Source organism: Pseudoruegeria aquimaris (assembly GCF_900172235.1).
Taxonomy (GTDB): Bacteria; Pseudomonadota; Alphaproteobacteria; order Rhodobacterales; family Rhodobacteraceae; genus Pseudoruegeria; species Pseudoruegeria aquimaris.
Map to the genome: position 1 here is coordinate 1 of NZ_FWFQ01000030.1, position 24725 is coordinate 24725.

The 24725-nt window shown below is 64.8% G+C and carries 18 protein-coding genes and 1 tRNA gene; 13 read left to right on the forward strand and 6 right to left on the reverse strand.

Translation table 11 applies throughout. The annotated features are described in order from the left end of the window. Positions 1-303 precede the first annotated feature (303 nt). The gene (locus PSA7680_RS16085) at positions 304-741 is read left to right on the forward strand and encodes a cation efflux transmembrane domain-containing protein (RefSeq protein ID WP_085869708.1); all 438 of its coding nucleotides are present in this window, start codon (positions 304-306) and stop codon (positions 739-741) included. A 533-nt stretch (positions 742-1274) separates the two neighbouring features. On the opposite strand, the gene PSA7680_RS16090 is transcribed toward PSA7680_RS16085, so the two are convergent. Further along, positions 1275-2123: a TolB family protein gene (locus PSA7680_RS16090; RefSeq protein WP_217808356.1), complete on the reverse strand. Its 849-nt coding sequence runs from the start codon at positions 2121-2123 to the stop codon at positions 1275-1277. 305 nt (positions 2124-2428) lie between these two features. Here PSA7680_RS16090 and PSA7680_RS16095 point away from each other — a divergent pair, with 305 nt between their 5' ends. Continuing rightward, complete coding sequence (locus PSA7680_RS16095) at positions 2429-3766, forward strand: serine hydrolase domain-containing protein (RefSeq protein ID WP_085869710.1); 1338 nt, start codon at positions 2429-2431, stop codon at positions 3764-3766. Here the strand turns inward: PSA7680_RS16095 and PSA7680_RS16100 are convergent. After that, positions 3715-4641: a LysR family transcriptional regulator gene (locus PSA7680_RS16100; RefSeq protein WP_085869711.1), complete on the reverse strand. Its 927-nt coding sequence runs from the start codon at positions 4639-4641 to the stop codon at positions 3715-3717. The genes PSA7680_RS16095 and PSA7680_RS16100 overlap by 52 nt on opposite strands. A 102-nt stretch (positions 4642-4743) precedes the next feature. On the opposite strand from PSA7680_RS16100, the gene PSA7680_RS16105 reads away from it, so the two are divergent. Next, positions 4744-5436, forward strand: coding sequence for a type 1 glutamine amidotransferase domain-containing protein (locus PSA7680_RS16105; protein WP_085869712.1), 693 nt, complete (start codon positions 4744-4746; stop codon positions 5434-5436). 29 nt (positions 5437-5465) lie between these two features. On the opposite strand, the gene PSA7680_RS16110 is transcribed toward PSA7680_RS16105, so the two are convergent. After that, complete coding sequence (locus PSA7680_RS16110; RefSeq protein ID WP_085869713.1) at positions 5466-6710, reverse strand: L-rhamnose isomerase; 1245 nt, start codon at positions 6708-6710, stop codon at positions 5466-5468. 22 nt (positions 6711-6732) lie between these two features. Then, entirely contained in the window at positions 6733-8835 is a 2103-nt protein-coding gene (locus PSA7680_RS16115; protein WP_085869714.1) for a bifunctional rhamnulose-1-phosphate aldolase/short-chain dehydrogenase, read from the reverse strand. A gap of 187 nt (positions 8836-9022) precedes the next feature. Here PSA7680_RS16115 and PSA7680_RS16120 point away from each other — a divergent pair, with 187 nt between their 5' ends. From PSA7680_RS16120 to PSA7680_RS16150, 7 genes are all read left to right on the forward strand, one after another. After that, entirely contained in the window at positions 9023-9829 is an 807-nt protein-coding gene (locus tag PSA7680_RS16120) for a DeoR/GlpR family DNA-binding transcription regulator (RefSeq protein ID WP_085869715.1), read from the forward strand. Between the two features lie 47 nt (positions 9830-9876). Next, complete coding sequence (rhaS, locus tag PSA7680_RS16125; protein WP_085869716.1) at positions 9877-10875, forward strand: rhamnose ABC transporter substrate-binding protein; 999 nt, start codon at positions 9877-9879, stop codon at positions 10873-10875. A gap of 65 nt (positions 10876-10940) precedes the next feature. Further along, positions 10941-12479: a sugar ABC transporter ATP-binding protein gene (locus PSA7680_RS16130; RefSeq protein ID WP_085869717.1), complete on the forward strand. Its 1539-nt coding sequence runs from the start codon at positions 10941-10943 to the stop codon at positions 12477-12479. Between the two features lie 14 nt (positions 12480-12493). After that, the gene (locus PSA7680_RS16135) at positions 12494-13477 is read left to right on the forward strand and encodes an ABC transporter permease (RefSeq protein ID WP_085869718.1); all 984 of its coding nucleotides are present in this window, start codon (positions 12494-12496) and stop codon (positions 13475-13477) included. Next, positions 13474-14457, forward strand: coding sequence for an ABC transporter permease (locus PSA7680_RS16140; protein WP_085869719.1), 984 nt, complete (start codon positions 13474-13476; stop codon positions 14455-14457). Before PSA7680_RS16135 ends, PSA7680_RS16140 begins: the two co-directional genes overlap by 4 nt. Further along, complete coding sequence (rhaM, locus tag PSA7680_RS16145; protein ID WP_139838698.1) at positions 14457-14771, forward strand: L-rhamnose mutarotase; 315 nt, start codon at positions 14457-14459, stop codon at positions 14769-14771. Before PSA7680_RS16140 ends, rhaM begins: the two co-directional genes overlap by 1 nt. 9 nt (positions 14772-14780) lie before the next feature. After that, the gene (locus tag PSA7680_RS16150; RefSeq protein WP_085869721.1) at positions 14781-16154 is read left to right on the forward strand and encodes an FGGY-family carbohydrate kinase; all 1374 of its coding nucleotides are present in this window, start codon (positions 14781-14783) and stop codon (positions 16152-16154) included. A gap of 92 nt (positions 16155-16246) precedes the next feature. On the opposite strand, the gene PSA7680_RS16155 is transcribed toward PSA7680_RS16150, so the two are convergent. Then, a tRNA-Leu gene (locus PSA7680_RS16155) sits at positions 16247-16333 on the reverse strand. Between the two features lie 173 nt (positions 16334-16506). Here PSA7680_RS16155 and PSA7680_RS16160 point away from each other — a divergent pair. Then, entirely contained in the window at positions 16507-17490 is a 984-nt protein-coding gene (locus tag PSA7680_RS16160; RefSeq protein ID WP_085869722.1) for a complex I NDUFA9 subunit family protein, read from the forward strand. A 13-nt stretch (positions 17491-17503) separates the two neighbouring features. Here the strand turns inward: PSA7680_RS16160 and PSA7680_RS16165 are convergent, their stop codons facing one another. Further along, on the reverse strand, positions 17504-18307 hold the full coding sequence (locus PSA7680_RS16165) for an undecaprenyl-diphosphate phosphatase (protein WP_085869723.1): 804 nt from the start codon (positions 18305-18307) through the stop codon (positions 17504-17506). A gap of 222 nt (positions 18308-18529) precedes the next feature. Here PSA7680_RS16165 and PSA7680_RS16170 point away from each other — a divergent pair, with 222 nt between their 5' ends. Both PSA7680_RS16170 and gltB read left to right on the forward strand, forming a co-directional pair. Further along, complete coding sequence (locus PSA7680_RS16170; protein WP_085869724.1) at positions 18530-19966, forward strand: NAD(P)-dependent oxidoreductase; 1437 nt, start codon at positions 18530-18532, stop codon at positions 19964-19966. A 109-nt stretch (positions 19967-20075) separates the two neighbouring features. Beyond that, positions 20076-24611: a glutamate synthase large subunit gene (gene gltB / locus PSA7680_RS16175; RefSeq protein WP_085869725.1), complete on the forward strand. Its 4536-nt coding sequence runs from the start codon at positions 20076-20078 to the stop codon at positions 24609-24611. Positions 24612-24725: the final 114 nt, after the last annotated feature.

Here is a 24725-nt window from a genome sequence, read left to right on the forward strand (position 1 = left end):
ACAGCGGCGAGATCACCGCCCATTCCGCATCGCTCACATCGTGTCTGCCCGTCATGCTCACCTCCGTTTCCGAAAGTGAATCATCACACCGCCAAAAACGGAATCCCGTTTATGAGTTCACGACCTAAAGGGAGGCAAGGCAAAACCATCCACAGCCCAGATCGAGCAGTCTTCGCTCTTGATTGCGAAATGGGCCAACCTGTGAATGGCTGTGGCAGGTGTAGCGGCGGCAATCCTGGCCAATGCCGACGCGCTGATGCTGGATGGCCCTTCGGCTAAGAAATCAACGAAGCCGTCCATGTGATGTTCCGGGCTCTGATCCTCTTCGGGATCATCGCAGTGGCTGCCTTCGTCGCGGTGGACAAGATCCTGGCCTATGCCTCGGGTGCAAAGATCGAACCGGTGCGCTTCGACCGGATCATGGTCTACATTGCCCTGATGGTGGCGACCTGCACGGGGCTTGCGGTGGTGCATCACTGGAACCTGCGTCGCACGGGAGGAAACAGCCGGCTGCTGAAGACCGAACGGTCGGCCGCGACCATCGACGGCGCACTGAGCGCCGGGGCGGGGATTGCGTTTCTCGTTTTCGACTTCATGCGTGGAACCTCTCTCGAAGTTCTGGCGCCCATAGCGGATTCCCTCGTGATCTTGCTCCTGTGTCTGATTGTGCGACCCCAACCGCTGGGCCTGTTTCGTGGCGCCTTCGACGAAGTGCTTGGCGCCGGCCTGCCCCCCCGATGAACGAGATCGGGTCTTTGATCGCATCAAACCCGTCTTGAAGGAAATTGGACTGCACTTGGTTGAAATCGCCGCGACGCGCACCGGTCGGGTCGTCACGGTGCTGGTCTATACGCGCAGAGAAGGACCCGTTTCCGGTGAGTTTCTCGATCTGGCGCGACCGTCTACTGGAGCAACTGAATCACCTACACGGAACGACCCGGACCGAGATCTTTCTGACCGCTCGGTAATTCCATGTTTGGGTTCGACTCCCACACCTCCGACCGAAGAAATCAGCGCCAACTCGGCCGAAACCGCCGACTGCAGTCAATTTTTCTTTTTCGAATCCTCAAGTTGTAGTTTGAATCTTAAGCTCACTCTTGGGGCAGGATAGTTTGGCGATATTCAATCGCGAAAAGTTTTCGGCAAATCGCGCAATGTTATGCGCAACTGCCGCGGAGGTTTTTTTTGGGGGAATTTGCGTCCATTTTTCTCTTTGAATTCAATGAACGGTGCGCAAGCTTTCGCGGCGACATACAGCGATTGCGTCGCCTGCCTCATTCAAAGGGGTAGGCGACGTAGGCAAAGCGTTGGCTGTCAGGGGACCAGGAGTTCACGTTGATCGTGCCCTGGCCTCCGTGCAGCCGCACGATCGTTTCAGGCGACAGCCAGTCACCCCCGCGCACGAGTTTCAGGGAGACCGGCTGATCCGCCGGATGCCCGCGCGTGCCTGGTTCATAGGCAAGGAAGACCGCAAGCGCGCCGTCCGGGGAAATGTGCGGAAACCAATCCACGGTATCGCTGAAGGTGAGGCGCTCCGGATCGGAGCCGTCCGGGCGCATGCGTGCAATCTGGGCGTGGCCGCTGAAGGCTTCCGTGTTGAAGTAGATCCATTCGCCGCCGGGGCTGTATTCGGGTCCGTCGGCCGGGGTGCCGGAGGCGGTTATCTGGCGAAATCCGTTGCCATCCGCCGCGATCAGGCAGATCTCTGCGGAAGCGAAGGCGCCGGTTTCGGATGTTTCATCCAGCAGCACCCCGACGAAGGCAAGCGTCGCCCCATCCGGGGATACGCCATGCAGAAAGTGCAGCATCCCGTCCGGGCTACCGGGCCCCGAGACCCGCACCGCTTGGCCGCCCGAAAGCGGCGCGCGATAGATGTGCCCGTCGCCGTTGGCCGAAAGAAAGATATGGGTGCCGTCGGGATCCAGCACGTGATCGTTGTTGATCGGAGGTATGCCGCCAAGCGGGATGGCTTCCAACGCCGGGGCCTCAAGCGCAAGCCGCCAGAGCCTGCCGTCGCCGTTCAGGATCAAGGCATCCCCTTTCGGCGCCCAGTTCGGGGCTTCGAGCAGGATGTCGGCCGTGGTGAAAAGGCATGCATCCGTCGCCGAGGCGACATCATACACGCGCACTTCGCACCTTTGACGGGCGTCGAGAGTCCGGGCTGGCAAGGTCGCTGTCTCCTTTTTCCCGCAACAGAGCGCGGAGAGGTCGCCTCGGTCAAGGAAAAGGCTCTAATCAAGCCGATACAGCGAACGCGCCGTCGCTGAGAACAGGCGATTGACAACATCCTCAGGCCGCGACAGTGCGTGCCGTGGCGTCATGGTCCCGGTGCGGGGCGGTATGCCTGTTGAGCATTCGCGCCCTGCCGCTACTCTGCTTGTCAAAGTCAGGCAGCAGTGGGAGGGCCGGCCGACGGCCGGTGCGGTGCATGTTCAAGCGATTTCTCAAGATCACGGCCTCGCTCGTAGGGCTTGCCATTCTGGGAGGGCTGGCCTTTCTGTGGATCGCGCCTCCGGATCTTCTGAGGGTGGGCACGAACTACTCCGCCAAGATCGTCTGCTCCAACGTCTTTCTGGCCGGGCGTGACGCCGAAGAGGTGCTCGCGGTCGACGTGCAGGCGCCGGGGCATCCGCTGCTGAAATTCGTCTCTGTTTCGGTGGATAACGAGGCGCAGGCCGTCGAGGCGCGGCTCTTTCGCTTCTTCGCGCCGGCCACTTCCGTCCATCGTGCGGGCCTGGGATGCACCAACAGCCAGACCGGACGACTGAGCGAGGCCCGGCTGGAGGCTCCGGCCGGGCCGGGCGGCGGCCTTTGGCCCGAGGGCAACGAGGTCTCTCCGTCCCAGGATCCGGAGGTGCAGGCGGCCCTGTCCGATCCTGCGTTACTGGGCGAAGGCTATCGCGCGGTCGTCGCCGTGAAGGGCGGCCGCATCATCGGCGAAACCTATGCCGAGGGGTTCTCCGCGGAGACGCCGCTTCTGGGCTGGTCCATGACGAAGACCGTCACCGCCGGGTTGATCGGCACGCTGATCAAATCCGGGCAGATGTCGTTGCAGGACGATCTCACGGCGAGCTTTCCTGAATGGGCCGCGGATGAGCGCGCGGCGATCACGGTGGAGGACATGCTCGCCATGGCCAGCGGCCTGAGGTGGAACGAAGGCTACGGCAGCGTGTCCGACGTGACGCGGATGCTCTACCTCGAAAATGACATGGCCGGGTTTGCGGCCAGCCAGCCGGCCGAGGCCGCACCGCAGGAGGTATTCACCTATTCCTCGGGCACCTCGACGATGCTCGCCCGGCTCTGGCAGGACGTGGTGGGCGACGGCAGTCTGAGTTACCCGAAAGAGGCTCTGTTTCTGCCCCTCGGCATGGCTTCGGCCGTGATGGAGACCGATGCGCGCGATACGTTCGTCGGCTCCAGCTACATGTATGCCACGGCGCGGGACTGGGCGCGCTATGGCCAGTTCCTGCTTCAGGGCGGCCGCTGGAACGGCGAGGCGCTGCTGCCGGAGGGCTTCACGGATTGGATGTTCGAGCCAGTCCCCGCGTCCAACGGGCTCTATGCCAAGGGGCACCTGTGGCTGGAGGCTTCCGGCGACGCGCCGCCGTTTGAAGATGCCGTCTGGCTCTCCGGCCATGACGGCCAGAGCATCGGCATCTTCCCGTCCCATGATCTCGTCGTGGTGCGTCTCGGCCTGACGCCCTCGCGGCTCGGCTATTCGGCCCTGCCGCTGGCGCGGGCGTTGATTGCCGCCACGGCGGATTGATCCGCCGCCCCGTCCAGAACCCTGAGGATCTCCGTCCGGGCAAATGCGATGCGCGGATGGCGGAGCGCGGCGCGGGCCCAGACCAGGAAGAAGGCGTTGTGGGGGGTGGTCCTCGGCGGCTTGATCTCTGCCAATGTGCCGGCTGCGATCTGACCCGAGCACAGGTAGTCGGGCAGCACCGTCCAGCCCGCGCCCTCGCAGGCGAGGCTCCGCAACAGGCGCAGATCCGGTGCCGTGACGGCCGGCGGGGATGAAGGAAGCGGAAGTTCATTCGCGCTGAGCCAGTCCCGCACCAGCGGCAGATCCTGATCGTAGGCAAGAAGCGGCGTCTGCGGCAGAACCTTCGCCGTGATCCGGGGCGCAAGCGTCGGCGCGGCCACAGCCAGAAGGCGCTCCTGCCCGATCCGGTGTGCCGCGAGCCGGGCGTCCTGCGGCTCCGAAGCCGTGAAGGCGAGATCGACCTCATCGGCCAGAAGCGCGCCGTAGATGTCGCCCTTGCCACCCGGATGAAGCCGCAGGGACAAGCCCCGTTCGAGAAGTTCGGGCAGCAAGGGTGAAATCCGCTCGGCCATGAACTCGGCCGGCCCCGCGATATGCACCACGCCGGACAGCTGCGCGGACCGCGCCTTGAAACTGGCCAGCGTGGCTTCGGCATGATCGAGGCTGTTGCCGAGGCTTGCCGCCAGATCGTCTGCCACGCTGGTTGGATGCACGCCGCGGGCATGGCGCTGAAACAGCGGCTTCCCGATCTGCGTTTCGAGCGCGGCGATCTGGGCGGAGACGGCCGGCTGCGTCAGCCCGAGGCTCCGCGCGGCTTTGCTGATCGATTTCTGGCGATGCACCTCGGTGAAGGTGCGCAAATGGGTGAGGGACATGCGCCCATAAGTAAAGTTATTGCTGAGGCAAATAAAGCAAGGATGTCGTGATGGACGGGAGCGCCTATGTCAGCGGCATCGCAACGACAAAGGACCAATGAAATGGCCAAAGCTCCCAAAATCCTGATCATCACCACCTCCGCCGCAACCATGGGCGACTCCGGCGAGGCAACCGGCCTCTGGGCCGAAGAACTGACGACGCCCTATTATGCCTTCAAGGACGCCGGCGCCGAGATCACGCTGGCATCCATCGCCGGTGGCGAAGTGCCGCTGGACCCCCGCAGCCTGAAACCGGCCGGGGAAAACGATGCCTCCGTCGAGCGCGCCCTGAAGGACGCGGACTTCCAGGCGGCCATCAAGGCGACTCCGAAGTTCGACACGCTGGATACCGAAGGCTTCGATGCGGTGTTTCTGCCCGGCGGCCACGGAACGATGTTCGACTATCCGCAGGACGCGGCGCTGGCGGCGCTGGTGTCGGACTTCGACGCCCGCGGCAAGATCGTCGCCGCCGTCTGCCACGGCCCAGCCGGGCTGGTTGGCGCCATGAAGGCGGATGGTACGCCCTTGGTGGCCGGGCGCCGCGTGGCCGCCTTCACCAACTCCGAGGAAAGCGCCGTGGGCCTCGTGGAAGCCGTGCCCTTCCTGCTGGAAACCCGCCTGAAGGAGCTGGGCGCCCAGCACGAAGCCGCACCGGATTTCGAACCCTTCGCGCTGCGTGATGGCACTCTCATCACCGGGCAGAACCCGGCCTCCGCCGAGCCGCTGGCAAAGCTGGTGATGGAAGCGCTTGCCTGACGCGGGCCCGTGAACCGCGGTGCGGGGCACTACCCCCGCGCCGCGACCCTGGATTGATAGCCGTCCAGTTCCTTGATGAGCGCAAGGCCCTCGGGCACATCGTTGCGGCGGCAGAACTCGGCCCAGATCGCGCCGTAGGGCAGATCCTTCAATTCTTCCGTCATCACCAGCCGCTTGGTGAAATCAAGGCCCGTTTCGGCCTGTGTCAGAGCCTGTTGCGGTGCCAGCATGGCGCGCAGCAGGGCTTTCTGCATGTTGCGCGTGCCGATCACCCAGGCGGCGGTGCGGCTGATGGTGGCGTCGAAGAAGTCGAGCCCGATCCGCGTGCGCGCCAGAAGGTCGCCGCTCACCAGCGCCTGTGCCATGGCGAGAATGTCATCGTCCAGCAGGATCACGTGATCGGAATCCCAGCGCATCGGGCGCGACACGTGCAGCAGCATTTCGGGTACTGAAAGCGACACGGCGCTGAGCTTGTCGGCGATGTTCTCGGTGGGGTGGAAATGGCCCATGTCGAGGCACAGGAGCGTGCCCCTGCGGATCGCGTAGCCCATGTAGAACTCGTGGCTGCCCACCGTATAGGCCTCCACGCCGATGCCGAAGAGCTTGCTCTCCACCGCGTCGCGCATCTGCTCGGGCGCCAGCTTGTCGGCCATCATCTCATCGAGCGAGGCTTCCAGCCGCCGGCGCGGGGCGAGGCGATCGACGGGGATATCCTTCATGCCGTCGGGCACCCAGATGTTGTTGACGCAAGCCGTGCCGAGCGCTTCCCCCATCCGTGCGGCGATCTCACGGCTGCGCTTGCCGTGTTCGATCCAGAAATCGCGGATGCCCTGATCGGGGTGGCTGAGGGTCAGGTTGTCGTCTGCCTTCGGGTGCGCGAAGAAGGTGGGGTTGAAATCGAGCCCCAATCCCTGCGCCTTGGCCCACTCGACCCATGGGGCGAAGTGGGCATATTCGATCTCGTCGCGGTCCGGTGTGGCTTCGGTGTCCAGATACATCGCGTGCAGGTTCAGCCGGTGCTTGCCGGGGATCATGCTGTAGGCAAACTCCAGATCCGCGCGCAGTTCATCCGGCGTGCGTGCGCGGCCCGGATGGTTGCCGGTGGCCTGGATGCCCCCGCCCGACGCACCGCTGCGCGCCTCGAAACCCACCACGTCATCGCCCTGCCAGCAGTGCATGGAAATCGGAACGGATTTCAGCGCCGCAAGGGTGGCCTCGCAATCCACGCCCCATTCCGCGAATGCATCGCGTGCCGACTCGTAGGATATTGCCATCTTTCCTCCTCCCGTCTTCCCCTCAGCGGGGGAAGGCCTGCACGTTGCCGGCATCCACGTTCAGGATGTTGCCGGTGGATTTTGCCGAAGTGTCGGCGGCGAAGAAATAGCAGGCTTCGGCGATGTCTTCGGGCAGCACCGAACGTTTCAGCATAGAGCGCTGGCGATACATTTCTTCGAGGCCTTCCTTGTCGGTTCCGTAGGTGGAGGCGCGCTGATCCAGCCATTCGCCCTGCCAGATGCGCGAGCCGCGCAGCACGGCGTCGGGGTTCACGACGTTCACGCGGATCCCGGCTTCCGCGCCTTCGAGGGCAAGGCAGCGGGCGAGGTGGATCTCGCTTGCCTTGGCGGTGCAGTAGGCCGAGGCGTTGGGTGAGGCGGCCAGCCCGTTCTTGGAGGCCACGAAGACGATGGAACCGCCCATGCCCTGCACGCGCATCAGCTTGAAGGCGGCACGGCTGACGAGGAAGTAGCCGGTGGAGAGGATCTCCATGTTCTTGTTCCACATCGCGAGCGAGGTGTCCTCGACCGGGGCGGAGGAGGCGATGCCGGCGTTGGACACGAGGATGTCCACCCCGCCGAAAGCCACGCAGGCCGCGGCGAAGGCGCGCTCCACGGCGTCTTCGCGGGTCACGTCCATCACGACGCTGGAGACGACATCGGCACCGAATTTCTCTTTCAGGCTCCGTTCCGCCTCGGCGAGGGCTTCGGCATTGATGTCGGCCAGCACCACGCAGGCGCCTTCTGCGAGGTAGCGCGCTGCCGTGGCAGCACCGATGCCGCCCGCGCCGCCGGTGACGAAGGCCACGCGGCCGGCCAGCGATTTCGGCTTGGGCATGCGTTGCAGCTTGGCCTCTTCCAGAAGCCAGTATTCGATGTCGAAGGCCTCCTGCTCGGGCAGGCCCACGTATTCGCTCACCGCAGAGGCGCCGCGCATCACGTTGATGGCGTTGACGTAGAACTCGCCGGAGATGCGGGCGGTGGCCTTGTCCTTCGCGAAGGTGATCATGCCCACGCCCGGCACCAGGTAGACAACCGCGTTCGGGTCGCGCATCGCCGGGGAGTCGGGGTGTTTGCAGCGCTCGTAGTAGGCGGCGTATTCCGCGCGATAGGCCGCGATCTGATCCGGAAGCCGCGCGAGAACATCCTCGATATTCCCTGCTTCAGGGTCGAAATTCACCACCAGAGGGCGGATCTTCGTGCGCAGGAAATGATCGGGACATGAGGTGCCGAGCGCGGCCAGCGGCTCCATCCCCCTGGCGTTCACGAACTCCAGAACTTCCGGGCTGTCATTGAAATGGCCGACCATATGCTGATTGCCCGAAACGAAGCCGCGGATCGCGGGCATGAGCCGCGCGGCCACCTCGGCGCGGGCCTCGGCGGGCAGGCTCCGGTGTTTCGCGCCGCCGAAGGCCGGCTTGCCCTCGGTGCGTTCGGCGAGCCAACGGGTTGCCTGGTTGATGACGTCGATCGTCTTGTCATAGCAGTCCTTGGCGGTATCGCCCCATGTGAACAACCCGTGGCTTTCCAGAACCACGCCATCGGCCTCGGGGTTCTCCAGGCAGAATTTCTCAAGCCAGAGGCCAAGCTCGAAACCGGGTTTCTTCCACGGCAGCCAGCCGATCTTGTCACCGAAGATCTCTTTCGTGAGCTCTTTGGAGTTCTTGGACGCGGCGATGGCGATGATCGCATCGGCGTGCACGTGGTCCACGTGCTTGCGGGGCACGTAGGCGTGCAGCGGCGTGTCGATCGAGGCGGCGCGCGGGTTCAGGCGGAAGGTACAATGGGGCAGGTAGCCCACCATCTCGTCCTCGAACTCCACCCCGCGGTAGAGCCCTTTGAGAGCGTGGAGCTTTTCCATGTAGAGCGTGGCGAAACCGTCCATCTTGATCGAGCCGATGTCGCCGCCGGAGCCCTTGACCCAGAGCACCTCGACCTTCTCGCCGGTGAGCGGATCCACTTCCATCGCCTTCACCGAGGTGTTGCCGCCACCGTAGTTCGTCACGCGCTTGTCGGCGCCCAGGGTGTTGGACCGGTAGAGCAGCAGCTCGGGCTCGCTCATCCCGGCCGCCGTTGCCGGATCCCAGCGATTCTGAAGCAGCGAATTCTCTTGGGTTGTCAACATGATGTCCTCCCGGGTGGCGCAGCGCGCCGGTATCTGAAATCCTGCACATCCTGCGAACGGTGCGTCGGAATGTCAATCAGAAACGATCATAAACAATCATGCTGCGGCGCAGAATGAGCGTAAATGATTGTTAATGATTGACAGGCTGCTCGAATCTGCGCAGTGTTTGAAGCCAAGGGAGGTGCAGATGCACGAGAAAGAACGCCATCGAATCATCTTGTCCGCGGTTCAGGACCGCCCCGTCGTGACGGTGGTGGAGCTCTGCGCGCTGACCGATGCCTCGGAGGCGACCATCCGGCGCGACATCGCAACCCTGCATACGCAACGCAAGCTGCGGCGCGTGCGGGGTGGGGCGGAAGCGATCACCCCGCCGCAGTTCGTCGGCCTTGCGGGCCGCCCGTTCTCGGTGAACCAGAGCCTGCGCAGCCGCGAGAAGCAGGCGATTGCGCGGGCCGCCGTGGAACTGTGCGAAGATGGCGACTCGATCATCATCAACGGGGGCACGACGACGTTCCAGATGGTGCATCCGCTGGCCAGCCGCCGGATGCAGATCTTCACCAACTCCTTTCCGATCGCCGAGCACCTGCTCAAGCATTCGAAAAACACGATCATGCTCTCCGGTGGGGCGATCTACCGGGAGCAGAACATCATCCTGTCGCCCTTCGACAATGACGTGACCCGCAACTTCTATGCGCGGCGCATGTTCATGGGCGCGCACGGGCTGGGGCCGCTGGGCCTGATGGAGGCGGATCCACTGCTGATCCAGGCCGAACAGAAGCTGATCGGGCAAGCCGATGAGCTGGTGGTGCTGGTGGACAGCAGCAAGTTCGAAAGCCGCTCCAGCCTGATCCTTTGCCCCTTGAGCCGGATCACCACCGTGATCACCGACGAGGGCCTGACCGATGCAGCCGCCGCCATGCTGGAAGCGGCTGATGTGAACTTGATCGTCGCCCCGACGGGCGCCGCTCAGGAGGAGGGCGAAGCGGCCTCTTGAGAGCGCAGCGCACGCCGGGAAAGATCATAACTCTGGGAGGAAAGAACATGATCCGCCGCAACTTTACCAAACTGCTCGCCGGCACCGCGATGGCGTCGGCATTCCTGGCCAGCCCGGCGCTGGCCGATGACATGCGCATCGCGCTTGTCGTGAAGGCGCTGGGCATCGGTTTCTTCGAGGCCGCCGCCAAGGGCGCCGAGGAAGCTGCCGCGGAACTGGGGGGCGTGGAGATCATCTACACCGGCCCCACGGACACCACCGCCGAGGGCCAGATCGAGGTGATCAATTCCCTGATCGCGCAGGGCGTGGATGCCATCGCCATCTCGGCGAACGATCCCGATGCGCTGGTTCCGGCCCTGAAGAAGGCGATGGATCGCGGCATCACCGTGATCAGCTGGGATTCCGGCGTGGCCCCCGAAGGCCGCCAGATGCACCTGAACCCCTCGTCCAACGAGCTGATCGGCAACATGATCATCAAGCTCGCCGCCGATCACCTGCCCGAGGGCGGCCAGGTGGCCGTTCTCTCCGCCACTGCCACCGCCACGAACCAAAACATCTGGATCGAAGAGATGAACAAGGTGATGGGCAACTATCCCGGCATCGAAGTGGTGGCGACGGTCTATGGCGATGACCTCGCCGACAAATCCTACCGCGAGGCCCAGGGCCTGATGCAATCCTACCCGGATCTGGACGCGATCATCGCGCCGACCTCCGTCGGCATCGTGGCGGCGGCCCAGGCGGTGCAGGATGCCGGCAAAGCCGGCGAGATCAACGTGACGGGCCTCGGGCTGCCGTCCGAGATGGCCGGTGCCATCGAAAGCGGGGCCTCCAAGAGCTTCGCGATCTGGAACCCGATCGATCTGGGCTATGCCGCCACGATGATCGCCCACGCGCTTGCAACGGGCGAAGCCACGGCCGAGCCGGGCGCGTCCATCCCGATGGGCCGCATGGGCGAAGTGACGCTGGACGAAACAAACTCCGGCGCGATGGCGGACCCCTTCGTCTACGACGCCTCCAACATCGACGAGTTCAAGTCGATCTTCTGATCGCAGGGCTCTCCCCCGGCTCCGGTGCATCGTGCACCGGGGCCACCCGTGTTTCCGGAAATGATATGCTGATGCACGCTGAAACCGCCGCGCACGCCGCACGGGCTGCCGCGCCCGATCCGGCCCCCATTCTCGCCCTTGCCAAGGTCACCAAGGAATTTCCGGGTGTGAAGGCGCTGTCGGATGTCGATCTCAGGCTCTATCCCGGCCAGGTGACGGCCCTGATCGGAGAGAACGGCGCCGGCAAATCGACCGTGGTGAAGACGCTCACGGGGATCTACCAGCCCGATGGCGGCGAAATCCTCGTGGACGGCGCGCCGCGCCGCTTTGCCACCGCCCAGGATGCGGCCGCCGCCGGGATCACGGCGATCCATCAGGAAACCGTGCTCTTTGATGAGCTGTCGGTGGCCGAGAACATCTTCCTCGGCCATGCCCCGCGCGGCCGCTTCGGCCTGATCGACTGGGCCGAGATGGAGCGCTGCGCCGAGGAGATTCTCGTCGGCATCGGCGCGCAGATCGATCCAAAGGTCCGCCTGCGCGATCTCGGCATTGCCAACCGCCACCTGGTGGCCATCGCCCGCGCCCTTTCAATCGACGCGCGCGTGGTGATCATGGACGAGCCCACCGCCGCGCTTTCGCACAAGGAGATCGAGGAGCTTTACGAGCTCGTCGAAAGCCTGAAGGCCAAGGGCAAGGCGATCCTCTTCATTTCGCACAAATTCGACGAGATCTTCCGCATTGCGGATCGGTTCACGGTCTTTCGCGATGGACAGCTCGTCGGAGATGGCCGCATGGCCGACGTCACCGAAGCCGATCTCGTGAAGATGATGGTCGGGCGGGACGTGAGCCAGATTTTCCCGAACCGCGAACGGCGTATCGGCGAAGAGGTGCTGCAGGTCGTCGGCTACGACCACCCCACCGAATTCGCCGATATCGGCTTCACCCTGCGCCGGGGCGAAATCCTGGGCTTCTACGGGCTCGTGGGGGCGGGGCGCTCGGAGTTCATGCAGGCGCTCTTCGGCATTACGAAAACCTCGAAAGGCATCACAAAGATCGATGGCCGGCTTTCCGCCATCCGCTCCCCGGCGGATGCCATCGAGAACGGGATCGTCTACGTGCCCGAGGATCGCGGGCGCCAGGGCGCGATCACCGATCTGCCGATCTTCCAAAACGTCACGCTGCCCTCACTCAAGCGAACCTCGAAGAACGGCTTCCTGCGGCTCGCCGAGGAATTCCGTCTGACGCGTGAATACACCACCCGTCTCGATCTGCGCGCCGCCTCCCTTGATACGAACGTCGGAAGCCTGTCGGGGGGCAACCAGCAGAAGGTGGTGATCGCCAAATGGCTCGCCACCCAGCCCAAGGTGATCATCCTGGACGAGCCCACCAAGGGCATCGACATCGGTTCCAAGGCCGCGGTGCACGAGTTCATGGCCGAACTGGCCGCGCAGGGGTTGGCGGTGATCATGGTCTCTTCCGAAATCCCCGAGATTCTCGGCATGTCCGACCGCGTGATCGTGATGCGTGAAGGCCGGATCGCGGCGGAACTTGCGGGTGAAGACCTGACCCCGGAAACGCTTGTCCGCCACGCGGCGGGGATCTGAGAAAGGCTCTATTTATGCTCAAACGCCTTCTGGCTTCACGCGAAATCCTGCTCCTGGGTGCGATCATGGCGCTGCTCGCCTTGATCGCCACCCGCTTTCCCGGCTTCGTCGCGCCGTCCAACCTGGCCGGGGTATTCAACGATACGGCGCCGCTCATCCTGCTGGCGATCGGCCAGATGATCGTGATCCTCACCCGTTGCATCGATCTGTCGGTGGCCGCGAACCTCGCGCTCACCGGCATGGTTGTGGCGATGATCAACGTCGCCGCGCCGGGGATGCCCATCGGGGTGATCCTGATCGTGGCAATCCTGTTGGGGACTCTTCTGGGCATGGTGAACGGGCTGCTCGTCTGGAAGCTCGACATCCCGCCCATCGTCGTGACGCTGGGCACGATGACGATCTTCCGCGGCATCATCTTCCTGATTTCCGATGGCAAGTGGGTCAACAGTCACGAGATGAGCGCTGCCTTCAAGGCACTGCCCCGCACCGAGCTGCTTGGCCTGCCCGTGCTGAGCTGGATCGCCATCGCCGCCGTGCTGATCTTCGCCCTCGTAATGCGCCGCACCACGCTGGGTCGGGCCTTCTACGCCGTGGGCGGCAGCCCCCATTCGGCCACCTACACCGGCATCAACGTGGGCCGCACCCAGTTCTGGGCCTTCACCATCTCCGGCGCGCTGGCCGGGCTGACGGGCTATCTCTGGGTCTCGCGCTACGCGGTGGCCTACGTGGACATCGCCGGCGGCTTCGAGTTGGACGTGGTGGCGGCCTGCGTGATCGGCGGCGTCTCGATTGCAGGCGGAATAGGCTCTGTTGCAGGTGCTTTGCTGGGCGCGCTCTTCCTTGGCGTGATCAAGAACGCCCTGCCCGTCGTCGATATTTCCCCCTTCTGGCAACTCGCCATCTCCGGCAGCGCCATCATCATCGCCGTGGCGGTGAATGCCCGCGCGAACCGTGAAAAGGGCCGGATCATCCTCAAATCCGCGGAGCACGCCGCATGAGCACCACCGACCGTTTCATCCCCGACCGCCTGCAAAGCCCGCTGGAGCGCCGCCTGAAAAGCTGGGAGAGCCTGCTGCTGCTCGTCGCCATCGCGATCTTCATCGCCAACAGCTTTGCCTCTCCCTACTTCCTGAACGCCTGGAACCTCTCGGACGCGACCTTCAACTTCACCGAGAAGGCGATGATCGCCTTCGCCATGGCGCTGCTGATCATCTCGGGCGAGATCGATCTCTCCGTGGCTTCGATCATCGCGCTGGCCTCCACGGCCATGGGCGCGGCGGTCCAGCTGGGGGCGGGCACCCCTGTGCTGATCCTCGTGGGCCTTGGCACGGGCTTGCTGTGCGGCGCGTTCAACGGCTTTCTCGTCACCCGCATGGGGCTGCCCTCGATCGTGGTGACGATCGGCACCATGAGTCTGTTTCGCGGCATCAGCTACATCGTGCTGGGCGATCAGGCGTTTCGCGGCTACCCGGCGGATTTCGCCTTCTTCGGGCAGGGCTACGTGTTCTGGGTGATCTCCTTCGAGTTCGTGCTCTTCGCCCTGCTCGCCGTGATCTATGGCGTGCTGCTGCACAAGACGAACTTCGGCCGCGCCGTTTATGCCATCGGCAACAACCCGACGGGCGCGCTTTTCTCCGGGATCCGCGTGGCGCGGGTGAAATTCATCCTCTTCCTGCTCACCGGCCTGATGGCGGGTGTCGCCGCCATCTGCCTGACCTCGCGGCTCGGCTCCACCCGCCCCTCAATCGCCTTCGGCTGGGAGCTTGAGGTGGTGACGATGGTGGTGCTCGGCGGCGTGAACATCCTTGGCGGCTCCGGCAGCATCCCCGGCGTGGTGATCGCGGCCTTCGTGATGGGGCTCGTCACCTTCGGGCTTGGCCTGCTGAACGTGCCGGGTATCGTGATGTCCATCGTCATCGGGGCGCTGCTGATCGGGGTGATCGCCCTGCCGCGGCTCTGGAAGATGTGGAGGGGTTGATGGAGAAATTCGCCTTTCGGATGCGGCTCAATCCGGGCTGCGAAGTGGAATACCGCAAGCGTCATGACGAGATCTGGCCGGAGCTGGAAGCGCTGCTGAGGGAAGCCGGCATCTCGGATTATTCGATCCACCTGGATGAGGAAACGCATCTTCTCTTCGGTGTCCTCTGGCGGTCGGAGACCCACGGGATGGACGATCTGCCGAACCACCCGGTGATGCAGCGCTGGTGGGCCTACATGGCCGATCTGATGGAGGTGAAGCCCGACAACGAACCCGTCGCCGTGCCGCTCACCACCGTCTTCCACATGCGCTGAGGGGCTGGGATGGCTGGAAACGTCGCCGTCATCGACATCGGCAAGACAAACGCCAAACTGGCCTTGGTGCGCCGCTGCGACCTTTCCGAAATCGCCGTGCTCAAGCGGCCCAATGCCGTCCTTTCGGGGCCGCCCTATCCGCATTTCGACGTGGACGGGCATTGGGACTTCATCCTTGAAGGTCTCGCCGCGTTTCAGGCCGAACACGGGGTGAGCGCGATTTCCGTCACCACCCATGGCGCCTGCGCGGCGCTGCTCGCGGCGGACGGCAGCCTCGCTGCGCCCATCCTCGATTACGAGCATGCCGGGCCGGAGGAACTGGCTGCTGAATATGACGCGATCCGCCCCGATTTCGCGGAAACCGGCTCGCCCAGGCTGGGCATGGGGCTGAACATCGGGGCGCAGCTTTTCTGGCAGTTTGCGCAGGATCAGAGCCTGAAATCGCGCGTCGCGCAGGTCGTGACCTACCCGCAGTACTGGGGCCACCGGCTCACCGGCGTGGCCGCGACCGACGTGACCTCGCTGGGCTGCCACACGGATCTCTGGGCGCCGTGGGAGGGAGCGTTCTCCGCGCTCGTCGCGCGGCTCGGGCTTGAAGGCAAGATCGCTCCGCCGCGCAGGCCGAGCGATGTGCTGGGGCCGATCCTGCCCGCGGTCGCTGCCCGGACAGGCCTCGCGCCCGATACGCCGGTTCTCTGCGGAATCCATGATTCAAACGCTTCTCTGCTGCCCCATCTATTGCGGCAGGAAGCCCCCTTCGGCGTGGTCAGCACGGGAACCTGGGTGATCGCCATGGCGATGGGCGGCGATCCGCTGCCGCTGGACGGCAGCCGCGACATGCTGATCAACGTCAATGCCTACAGCGACGCTGTGCCCTCCGCCCGCTTCATGGGCGGGCGCGAGCATGATCTGGCGCTGCGGGGGCATGCCGTGGAGGTCGATGACGCGGCGCTGGCGCGGGTGCTGGAAAGCGGCGTGATGCTTCTGCCCGCCGTGGTGCCGGAAAGCGGGATCTACCGGGGGCATGCCGCACGATGGATCGGTGAGGAGCCTGCCGTGGGCACGCCGGAACGTGCCGCCGCCGTGGGCCTGTATCTCGCCCTTGTCACTTCCCGCTGCCTGCGTGGCATCGGGCAGAAGGGGCCATTGATCGTCGAAGGGCCTTTCGGCAAGAACAGGATCTATTTTGAGATGCTTTCGGCGCTCAGCCCGGGCCCCGTGTTCGCCTCGCCCGGCCAGACAGGCACCAGCGAAGGCGCGGCGCTTTTGTGGGGCAAGGGGGCTCCCGCACAAGCGTTGGAGCCTGCGCCGGCCGTGGCTTTGGACCAGGCGGAGCGCCTTCGGGCCTATGCGCGGAAATGGGGCGCGGCATTGGGCTCCTGACCCTGCGGCGCGCTTCTTGATCGTGGATGGTCTCGGCTTGACTGAAAAAGCAAAACGCCCTGCGAACCGGAGGCCGCAAGGCGTTTTGATTTTGGTGCCCAGGAGAGGACTCGAACCTCCACGTCCATACGGACACTAGCACCTGAAGCTAGCGCGTCTACCAGTTCCGCCACCTGGGCAGGTGTCGTGGGGGGCGATTTACGGGGATTGCCGGGGGGTGTCAACGCGATTCTCCCGCCCGAAATGAAAAAAGTTTCTTCCGCCGTCGGAGCCGCCCGGGGCGCGGCGTCATGGTGCTTGTCCGGTGGGGGGCTGGCGGCTATTTCTTTCCCAAACAGGATCGGAGGGCCCCATGGCGAAACTGGTGACCATCTACGGCGGATCGGGCTTCGTGGGCCGCTACATCGCGCAGCGCATGGCACGGCGCGGCTGGCGGGTGCGGGTGGCGGTGCGCCGCCCCAACGAGGCGCTCTTCGTGAAACCCTACGGTGCGGTGGGGCAGGTGGAGCCGGTGTTCTGCAACATCCGCGACGACGCCTCCGTCCGGGCGGCGCTCCTTGGTGCGGATGCGGTGGTGAACTGCGTCGGGATCCTCAACGAAACCGGGAAGAACAAGTTTTCCTCCGTGCAGGCGGAAGGGGCCGGGCGGATCGCGCGCATCGCCGCCGAGGAAGACATCACGACCATGGTGCAGCTCTCCGCCATCGGGGCCAGCGCGGAGAGCGCGAGCGCCTATGCCCGCACCAAGGCCGCCGGCGAGGCGGCGGTGCTGGCGCATCAGCCGAATGCCGTCATCCTGCGGCCTTCCGTGATCTTCGGCCCCGAAGACGGTTTCTTCAACCGCTTCGCCAGCATGGCAAGGATCGGGCCTTTCCTGCCGTTGGTCGGAGGCGAGACGCGTTTCCAGCCCGTCTACGTGGACGATGTTGCAGCGGCAGCGGAGAAGGCCCTCGTGGGCGAGGCCGCGCCCGGCATCTACGAACTCGGCGGGCCCGAGGTGGCCACCCTGCGCAAGTTGATGGAAGACATGCTGAAGGTGATCCATCGCCGCCGCATCATCATCAACCAGCCCTTCTTCGTTGGGCGGATCCTGGCCACGGTCTTCGATTTCCTGCAGTTCGCGACCCTCGGGCTTTTCACGAACGGCATCCTGACCCGTGACCAGGTGAAGAACCTGCGCGTGGACAACGTGGTGAGCGAAGGGGCCAAGGGCTTCGCCGATCTGGGAATCGAGCCCACCGCCTATGAGGTAGTGATGCCCGACTACCTGTGGCGCTACCGCCCGGCGGGCCAGTACGACGCCATCAAGGACTCCGCGAAGAACCTGCGCGCCTGAGGCGCGTTTCGCGTCAGGCGTAGGCGATCCAGAGCAGGATCACGCCGAGGATGACGCGGTAGATCACGTAGGGCGTGAAGCTCACCGAGCGCAGCAGCCGCATCATCAACGTGAGCGCCAGCAGAGCCGAGAGGAAGGCGAAGAGCGCTGCGATCGCGCCGTCGCGGGCCGCCTGCGCATCGGCTTCCGCGATGACTTCCCCGGCGATGAACACGCCCGATGCGATGATCGTGGGGATCGACATCAGCATGGAGATCCGCGCCGCCTCGGTGCGGGTGTAGCCAAGTGCCCGGCCTCCGGTGATCGCCGCCCCTGAGCGGGAGGTGCCGGGGATCAGAGCGAGCGCCTGCCACAGGCCCATCCTGATGGCGTCTCGCAGGTTCCAGTCGGCGCTCCGTTTCGTTTCCGCGCCCTTTTGGTCGAACCAGTAAAGCAGCAGCCCGAAGCCGAGCATCGTCCAGCCGATCACGGTGATTGAGCGCATCGCATCGTCAAGCCCGGTGAGGGCGAGGAAGAGGCCGAACAGGATCACCGGCACCGTGGCCACGATCAGCAGGAAGGCGAGCCGGGCCCCTTCGGTATCGATCCGCCCGGTCAGAAGCCGTGGCAGCCCGCCGAACATCAGCGCCACGTCCTTGCGGAAATAGAGCATGACGGCCGCCAGCGTGCCAACGTGCACCGCCCCGTCGATGACCTGGCCCTGATCCGCGAGGCCGGTGAGATTCGGCAGAAGGATCAGGTGTCCGGACGAGGAGACCGGCAGGAACTCGGTGATCCCCTGGATGATCGCGATGAGGAGAAGATGGAAAAGCGACATGTCGACTCGAAGGTGCCTCGGTTTCGGAAGATGGTATCCGATTTGATTTCAATGGGATAGGATATTTTATGTCAATTATGCTGACATAAAATCGTGCCCCTTTGTGGTCGCGCACTGCCTCCGCGTGCGAAAAAAAGAATAAAAGGTCAGCATCGTTGACTTTTCATTCTCGCGAAGCCGCTGTAAGCAAGCCGCGAAGTGAAGTTTGCGGAGAGTGAAGCCATGGCGAAACAGCGAATGCTCCAGTTTGTGACCGTTGAGCGGGACATGCCCGAGAAGCGGGACGCGAACGTGCGCAACAAGGACTTCCACGAGATCTACCAGGAATACGCGGCGGCCAAGGCGCAGGAACAGGCTTCGCGGTGCTCCCAGTGTGGTGTGCCTTACTGCCAGAGCCATTGCCCGCTCCACAACAACATTCCCGATTGGCTGCGCCTGACGGCGGAAGGCCGCCTTCAGGAAGCCTACGAGGTTTCGCAGGCCACGAACACCTTCCCGGAGATCTGCGGTCGCATCTGCCCGCAGGATCGCCTGTGCGAAGGCAACTGCGTGATCGAACAGTCGGGCCATGGCACCGTCACCATCGGCTCCGTCGAAAAATACATCACCGATACCGCCTGGGAAAACGGCTGGGTGAAGCCCGTTGCGCCGAAGCATGAGCGCACGGAGAGCGTGGGTATCATCGGGGCCGGCCCCGGCGGCCTCGCCGCGGCGGACGCGCTGCGCCGCCAGGGCGTGCAGGTCACGGTCTATGACCGCTACGACCGCGCCGGCGGCCTGCTGACCTACGGCATTCCCGGCTTCAAGCTGGAAAAGCCCGTCGTGATGCAGCGGATCGAGCAACTCGAGAAGGGCGGCGTGACCTTCGTTCTGAACTGCAACGTGGGCGAAGACATCTCCTTCGCGGAGATCCGCGAGAAACACGATGCCGTGCTGATCGCAACGGGCGTCTACAAATCCCGCGATCTCGGCGGGCCGGGCTCCGGTGCAAAGGGCATCGTGCGCGCCCTGGATTACCTGACGGCCTCCAACCGTGCTTCCTTCGGCGACGTCGTGCCGGAGCTTGAAAGCGGGGAGCTGAACGCCAAGGGCAAGAAGGTCGTCGTGATCGGCGGTGGCGATACCGCGATGGACTGCGTGCGCACCGCGATCCGCCAGGGCGCCGAAAGCGTGAAATGCCTGTACCGCCGGGACCGCGCCAACATGCCGGGCTCCCAGCGCGAGGTGCAGAATGCCGAGGAGGAAGGCGTGCAGTTCGAGTGGCTGACCGCCCCGAAAGGCTTTGCCGGCGATGACAGCGTGACCGGCGTCATGGTGCAGCGGATGCGCCTTGGCGCGCCGGACGCGTCGGGCCGCCGTTCGCCGGAGCCCATCGAGGGCGAGGACTACGTGGAGGAAGCCGATCTCGTCATCAAGGCGCTGGGCTTCGAGCCGGAGGCCCTGCCCACGCTGTGGGGCGAAGAAGCGCTGGAAGTGACCCGCTGGGGCACGATCAAGGCCGATTTCCGCACCCACGAAACGAGCCTGCCGGGCGTCTTCGCCGTGGGCGACATCGTGCGCGGGGCTTCGCTCGTCGTTTGGGCCATCGCCGATGGCCGGGAGGCGGCGGAATCGATCCTCGCCCATCTCGACGCCGCGCCCGCTGTGGCCGCCGAGTAACAGCCGAAGCAAGGGTGAGCGGCGCCATCGGCGCCCGCCCGCAACTGGAATTTCCGGCAGGTCGCCGGGCCGAGGCCCGCACATGCCGCCGAGCGAAAGGTAAGCGATCATGACCAAGTACGATCAGGCCTGGGTAGCCGCCGAAGAAGCCAAGCGCAAATTTATGGCGGAGAACGGGCTCTACCGCGAAGATGACGAGCACGCCTCCTGCGGCGTGGGCCTCGTGGTGTCCACCGACGGCACCGCCAGCCGCAAGGTCGTGGCGGCCGGGATCGAGGCGCTGAAGGCCGTCTGGCACCGCGGCGCCGTGGACGCGGACGGCAAGACGGGCGACGGCGCGGGCATCCACGTGGAGATCCCCGTCGAATTCTTCTACGACCAGATCCGCCGCACCGGCCACGAGCCGAACATGGATCAGCTCATCGCCGTCGGTCAGGTCTTCCTGCCGCGCACCGATTTCGGTGCCCAGGAAGCCTGCCGCACGATCGTGGAAACCGAAGTGCTGCGCATGGGCTACTACATCTACGGCTGGCGCCACGTGCCGGTGGACGTGACCTGCCTCGGTGAGAAGGCCAACGCCACCCGCCCGGAGATCGAGCAGATCCTGATCTCCAACTCCAAGGGCGTGGACGAGGAAACCTTCGAGCGTGAGCTCTACGTGATCCGCCGCCGGATCGAGAAGGCCGCCGCGGCGGCCCAGGTTTCCGGGCTCTACATCTGCTCGCTCTCCTGCCGCTCCGTGATCTACAAGGGCATGATGCTGGCCGAGCAGGTGGCGGTGTTCTACCCCGACCTGATGGACGAGCGCTTCACCTCGCGCTTCGCGATCTACCACCAGCGCTACTCCACCAACACCTTCCCGCAATGGTGGCTGGCCCAGCCCTTCCGCATGCTCGCCCACAACGGCGAGATCAACACGCTGAAGGGCAACATCAACTGGATGAAGAGCCACGAGATCCGCATCTCGTCCTCCGCCTTCGGCGATCTTGCCGAAGACATCAAACCGATCATTCCTTCGGGCTCTTCCGACTCTGCCGCGCTGGACGCGGTGTTCGAAGTCATGGTGCGCGCGGGCCGCAACGCGCCGATGGTGAAAACCATGCTCGTGCCGGAAAGCTGGAGCCAGCAGGCCGTGGATCTGCCCAAGCCCTGGCGGGACATGTATGCCTACTGCAATGCCGTGATGGAGCCCTGGGACGGCCCGGCCGCTCTTGCCATGACGGACGGCCGCTGGGTCTGCGCCGGCCTGGATCGCAACGGCCTGCGCCCGATGCGCTACGTGGTGACGGGTGACAATCTCCTGATCGCGGGCTCCGAGGCCGGCATGGTGCCGATCGACGAAGCCACCGTGGTGGAAAAGGGCGCGCTCGGCCCGGGGCAGATGATCGCGGTGGACATGACCGACGGTTCGCTCTTCCACGACACCGAGATCAAGGACAAGCTGGCCGCCTCCCAGCCTTTCGGCGACTGGCTGGAAAAGGTCGTGGACCTCTCCGCCGAGATGGAGGGCGTCACCGAGAAGGCGATCTACTCCGGCGAAGAGCTGAAGAAACGCCAGGTGGCGGCGGGTTACTCCATCGAGGAACTGGAGCAGATCCTCGCGCCGATGGCCGAGGACGGCAAGGAAGCCATCGCCTCCATGGGCGACGACACGCCCTCGGCGGTGCTCTCCACCATGTATCGCCCGCTGAGCCACTTCTTCCGCCAGAACTTCAGCCAGGTGACGAACCCGCCGATCGACTCGCTGCGCGAATACCGCGTGATGAGCCTGAAGACGCGCTTCGGCAACCTCAAGAACGTGCTGGACGAAGACAGCTCCCAGACCGAGATCCTCGTGCTGGACACGCCTTTCGTGGGCAACGCGGAGTTCGAAACGCTGCTCAAGCATTTCGGTGACTCCGTCGTCGAGATCGATTGCACCTTCCCCGCCGGCGGCAAGAAGGGCGCGCTGAGTGATGGTCTGACCCGCATCCGTGCCGAGGCCGAGGACGCCGTGCGCTCCGGCGCCGGCCACATCGTGCTCACCGATCAGCACCAGGGGCCCGAGAAGGTCGCCATGCCGATGATCCTCGCGACCTCGGCGATCCACTCGCACCTGACCCGCAAGGGGCTGCGCACCTTCTGCTCGATCTCGGTGCGTTCCGCCGAATGCATCGATCCGCACTACTTCGCGGTTCTGGTGGGCTGCGGCGCCACCGTGGTGAACGCCTACCTCGCAGAGGACAGCCTCGCCGACCGTATCGAGCGCGGCCTGCTGGAAGGCACGCTCACCGAGAACGTGGCGCGCTACCGCAATGCGATCGACCAGGGCCTGCTGAAGATCATGGCCAAGATGGGCATCTCGGTGATCTCCTCCTACCGGGGCGGCCTCAACTTCGAGGCCGTGGGGCTTTCGCGCGCCATGTGTGCCGAGTACTTCCCGGGCATGCATTCCCGTATCTCCGGCATCGGTGTTTCGGGCATCCAGAAGAAGCTCGAGGAGGTGCACGCCAAGGGCTGGATCGCCGGCACCGAGGTGCTGCCCATCGGCGGCTTCTACAAGGCGCGCCGCTCCGGCGAGAAACACGCCTGGGAAGCGCAGACGATGCACATGCTGCAGGCGGCCTGCGACCGGGCGTCCTTCGAGATGTGGAAGCAGTATTCCGCACGGATGCGGGCGAATCCGCCGATCCACCTGCGCGACCTGCTGGACATCAAGCCGCTGGGCAAGCCGGTGCCGATCGAAGAGGTTGAAAGCATCACCTCGATCCGCAAGCGCTTCGTGACGCCGGGCATGTCGCTTGGCGCGCTCTCGCCCGAAGCGCACAAGACTCTCAACGTGGCCATGAACCGGATCGGCGCCAAGTCGGACTCCGGCGAGGGCGGCGAAGATCCGGCGCATTTCGTGCCGGAACCCAACGGCGACAACCCTTCCGCCAAGATCAAGCAGGTGGCCTCGGGCCGGTTCGGCGTGACCGCCGAATACCTGAACCACTGCGAAGAGCTTGAGATCAAGGTCGCGCAGGGCGCCAAGCCCGGCGAGGGCGGCCAGCTGCCGGGGATGAAGGTCACCGACCTGATCGCCCGCCTGCGCCATTCCACCAAGGGCGTGACGCTGATTTCGCCGCCGCCGCACCACGACATCTACTCGATCGAGGATCTGGCGCAGCTGATCTACGATCTCAAGCAGATCAACCCGCGCTGCAAGGTGACGGTGAAGCTCGTGGCTGCCTCGGGCGTTGGCACCATCGCGGCCGGCGTGGCGAAGGCGAAGGCCGACGTCATCCTGATCTCGGGCCACAACGGCGGCACGGGCGCGTCCCCGGCCACGTCGATCAAGTATGCCGGTCTGCCGTGGGAGATGGGTCTCACCGAGGCGCACCAGGTTCTGGCGATGAACAACCTGCGCGACCGCGTGACCCTTCGCACCGACGGTGGCCTGCGCACCGGGCGCGACATCGTGATGGCCGCCATGATGGGGGCGGAGGAATACGGCATCGGCACCGCCGCGCTGATCGCCATGGGCTGCATCATGGTGCGCCAGTGCCAGTCCAACACCTGCCCCGTCGGCGTCTGCACCCAGGACGAGCGCCTGCGCGCCAAGTTCACCGGCAATGCCGACAAGGTGGTGAACCTGATCACCTTCTACGCGCAGGAAGTGCGCGAGATCCTGAGCCAGATCGGTGCGCGCTCCCTGGACGAGGTGATCGGCCGGGCCGACCTTCTGAGCCAGGTCTCCCGCGGCGCCGCGCATCTGGACGATCTGGATCTCAACCCGCTGCTGATCACGGTGGATGGGGCGCATGACATCGTCTACGACCGCGACCGCCCGCGCAACGCCGTGCCGGACACGCTGGATGCGGAGATCGTCAAGGACGCCGCGCGCTTCCTGAACGACGGCGAGAAGATGCAGTTGCAATACGCGGTGCAGAACACCCACCGCACCATCGGCACCCGCACCGCGAGCCACATCGTCCAGAACTTCGGCATGCGCAACAGCCTGCAGCCCGACCACCTGACGGTGAAGCTCAACGGCTCCGCCGGCCAGTCGCTCGGCGCATTCGCGGCACCGGGGCTCAAGATCGAGGTCTCGGGCGACGCCAACGACTACGTGGGCAAGGGGCTTTCCGGCGGCATCATTGTCGTGCGCCCGCCGATGGCCAGCCCGCTGGTGGCCAGCGAGAACACGATCATCGGCAACACCGTGCTCTACGGCGCCACCGACGGCTACCTCTTCGCGGCCGGCCGCGCGGGCGAGCGTTTCGCGGTGCGCAACTCGGGTGCGAAGGTGGTGATCGAGGGCTGCGGCTCCAACGGCTGTGAATACATGACCGGCGGCGTTGCGGTGATCCTCGGCTCCATCGGCGCCAACTTCGGGGCGGGGATGACGGGCGGCATGGCCTATCTCTACGATCCGGAAGGCGAGGCCCAGGACAAGCTGAACATGGAGACGCTGGTGACCTGTCCGGTGACCGTGGCCCATTGGGAAGACCAGCTCAAGGGGCTCATCGAGCAGCACGCCCGCGAGACCGGCAGCGTCAAGGCCACCGAGATCCTCCAGCATTGGGAGATCGAGAAGGGCAAGTTCCTGCAGGTGTGCCCGAAGGAGATGCTGGTGCATATCCCCCACCCGCTGGGTATCGAGGAAGGCGCGGCCAGCGCCTGAGGCGGACGGGGAAAAGGGGCGCTGCCCCCGGCCCTTTCGGGCCTCCCCCGGGATATTTTCGGAACAAAGTCGGGGCGCGGGCGAAAGCTTGCGCCCCTTTGCGCCGGGGGCTGT

What these genes read in the sequence shown, in the direction of transcription:
- PSA7680_RS16085 (WP_085869708.1), top strand. Translation starts at nt 304, where the DNA reads ATGTTCCGGGCTCTGATCCTCTTCGGGATCATCGCAGTGGCTGCCTTC.
- PSA7680_RS16115 (WP_085869714.1), bottom strand. Translation starts at nt 8,835, where the DNA reads ATGTTGACAACCCAAGAGAATTCGCTGCTTCAGAATCGCTGGGATCCG.
- rhaS (WP_085869716.1), top strand. Translation starts at nt 9,877, where the DNA reads ATGATCCGCCGCAACTTTACCAAACTGCTCGCCGGCACCGCGATGGCG.
- PSA7680_RS16165 (WP_085869723.1), bottom strand. Translation starts at nt 18,307, where the DNA reads ATGTCGCTTTTCCATCTTCTCCTCATCGCGATCATCCAGGGGATCACC.
- gltB (WP_085869725.1), top strand. Translation starts at nt 20,076, where the DNA reads ATGACCAAGTACGATCAGGCCTGGGTAGCCGCCGAAGAAGCCAAGCGC.
- PSA7680_RS16105 (WP_085869712.1), top strand. Translation starts at nt 4,744, where the DNA reads ATGGCCAAAGCTCCCAAAATCCTGATCATCACCACCTCCGCCGCAACC.
- PSA7680_RS16135 (WP_085869718.1), top strand. Translation starts at nt 12,494, where the DNA reads ATGCTCAAACGCCTTCTGGCTTCACGCGAAATCCTGCTCCTGGGTGCG.
- PSA7680_RS16120 (WP_085869715.1), top strand. Translation starts at nt 9,023, where the DNA reads ATGCACGAGAAAGAACGCCATCGAATCATCTTGTCCGCGGTTCAGGAC.
- PSA7680_RS16130 (WP_085869717.1), top strand. Translation starts at nt 10,941, where the DNA reads ATGCTGATGCACGCTGAAACCGCCGCGCACGCCGCACGGGCTGCCGCG.
- PSA7680_RS16110 (WP_085869713.1), bottom strand. Translation starts at nt 6,710, where the DNA reads ATGGCAATATCCTACGAGTCGGCACGCGATGCATTCGCGGAATGGGGC.
- PSA7680_RS16140 (WP_085869719.1), top strand. Translation starts at nt 13,474, where the DNA reads ATGAGCACCACCGACCGTTTCATCCCCGACCGCCTGCAAAGCCCGCTG.
- PSA7680_RS16150 (WP_085869721.1), top strand. Translation starts at nt 14,781, where the DNA reads ATGGCTGGAAACGTCGCCGTCATCGACATCGGCAAGACAAACGCCAAA.
- PSA7680_RS16160 (WP_085869722.1), top strand. Translation starts at nt 16,507, where the DNA reads ATGGCGAAACTGGTGACCATCTACGGCGGATCGGGCTTCGTGGGCCGC.
- PSA7680_RS16095 (WP_085869710.1), top strand. Translation starts at nt 2,429, where the DNA reads ATGTTCAAGCGATTTCTCAAGATCACGGCCTCGCTCGTAGGGCTTGCC.
- PSA7680_RS16100 (WP_085869711.1), bottom strand. Translation starts at nt 4,641, where the DNA reads ATGTCCCTCACCCATTTGCGCACCTTCACCGAGGTGCATCGCCAGAAA.
- rhaM (WP_139838698.1), top strand. Translation starts at nt 14,457, where the DNA reads ATGGAGAAATTCGCCTTTCGGATGCGGCTCAATCCGGGCTGCGAAGTG.
- PSA7680_RS16170 (WP_085869724.1), top strand. Translation starts at nt 18,530, where the DNA reads ATGGCGAAACAGCGAATGCTCCAGTTTGTGACCGTTGAGCGGGACATG.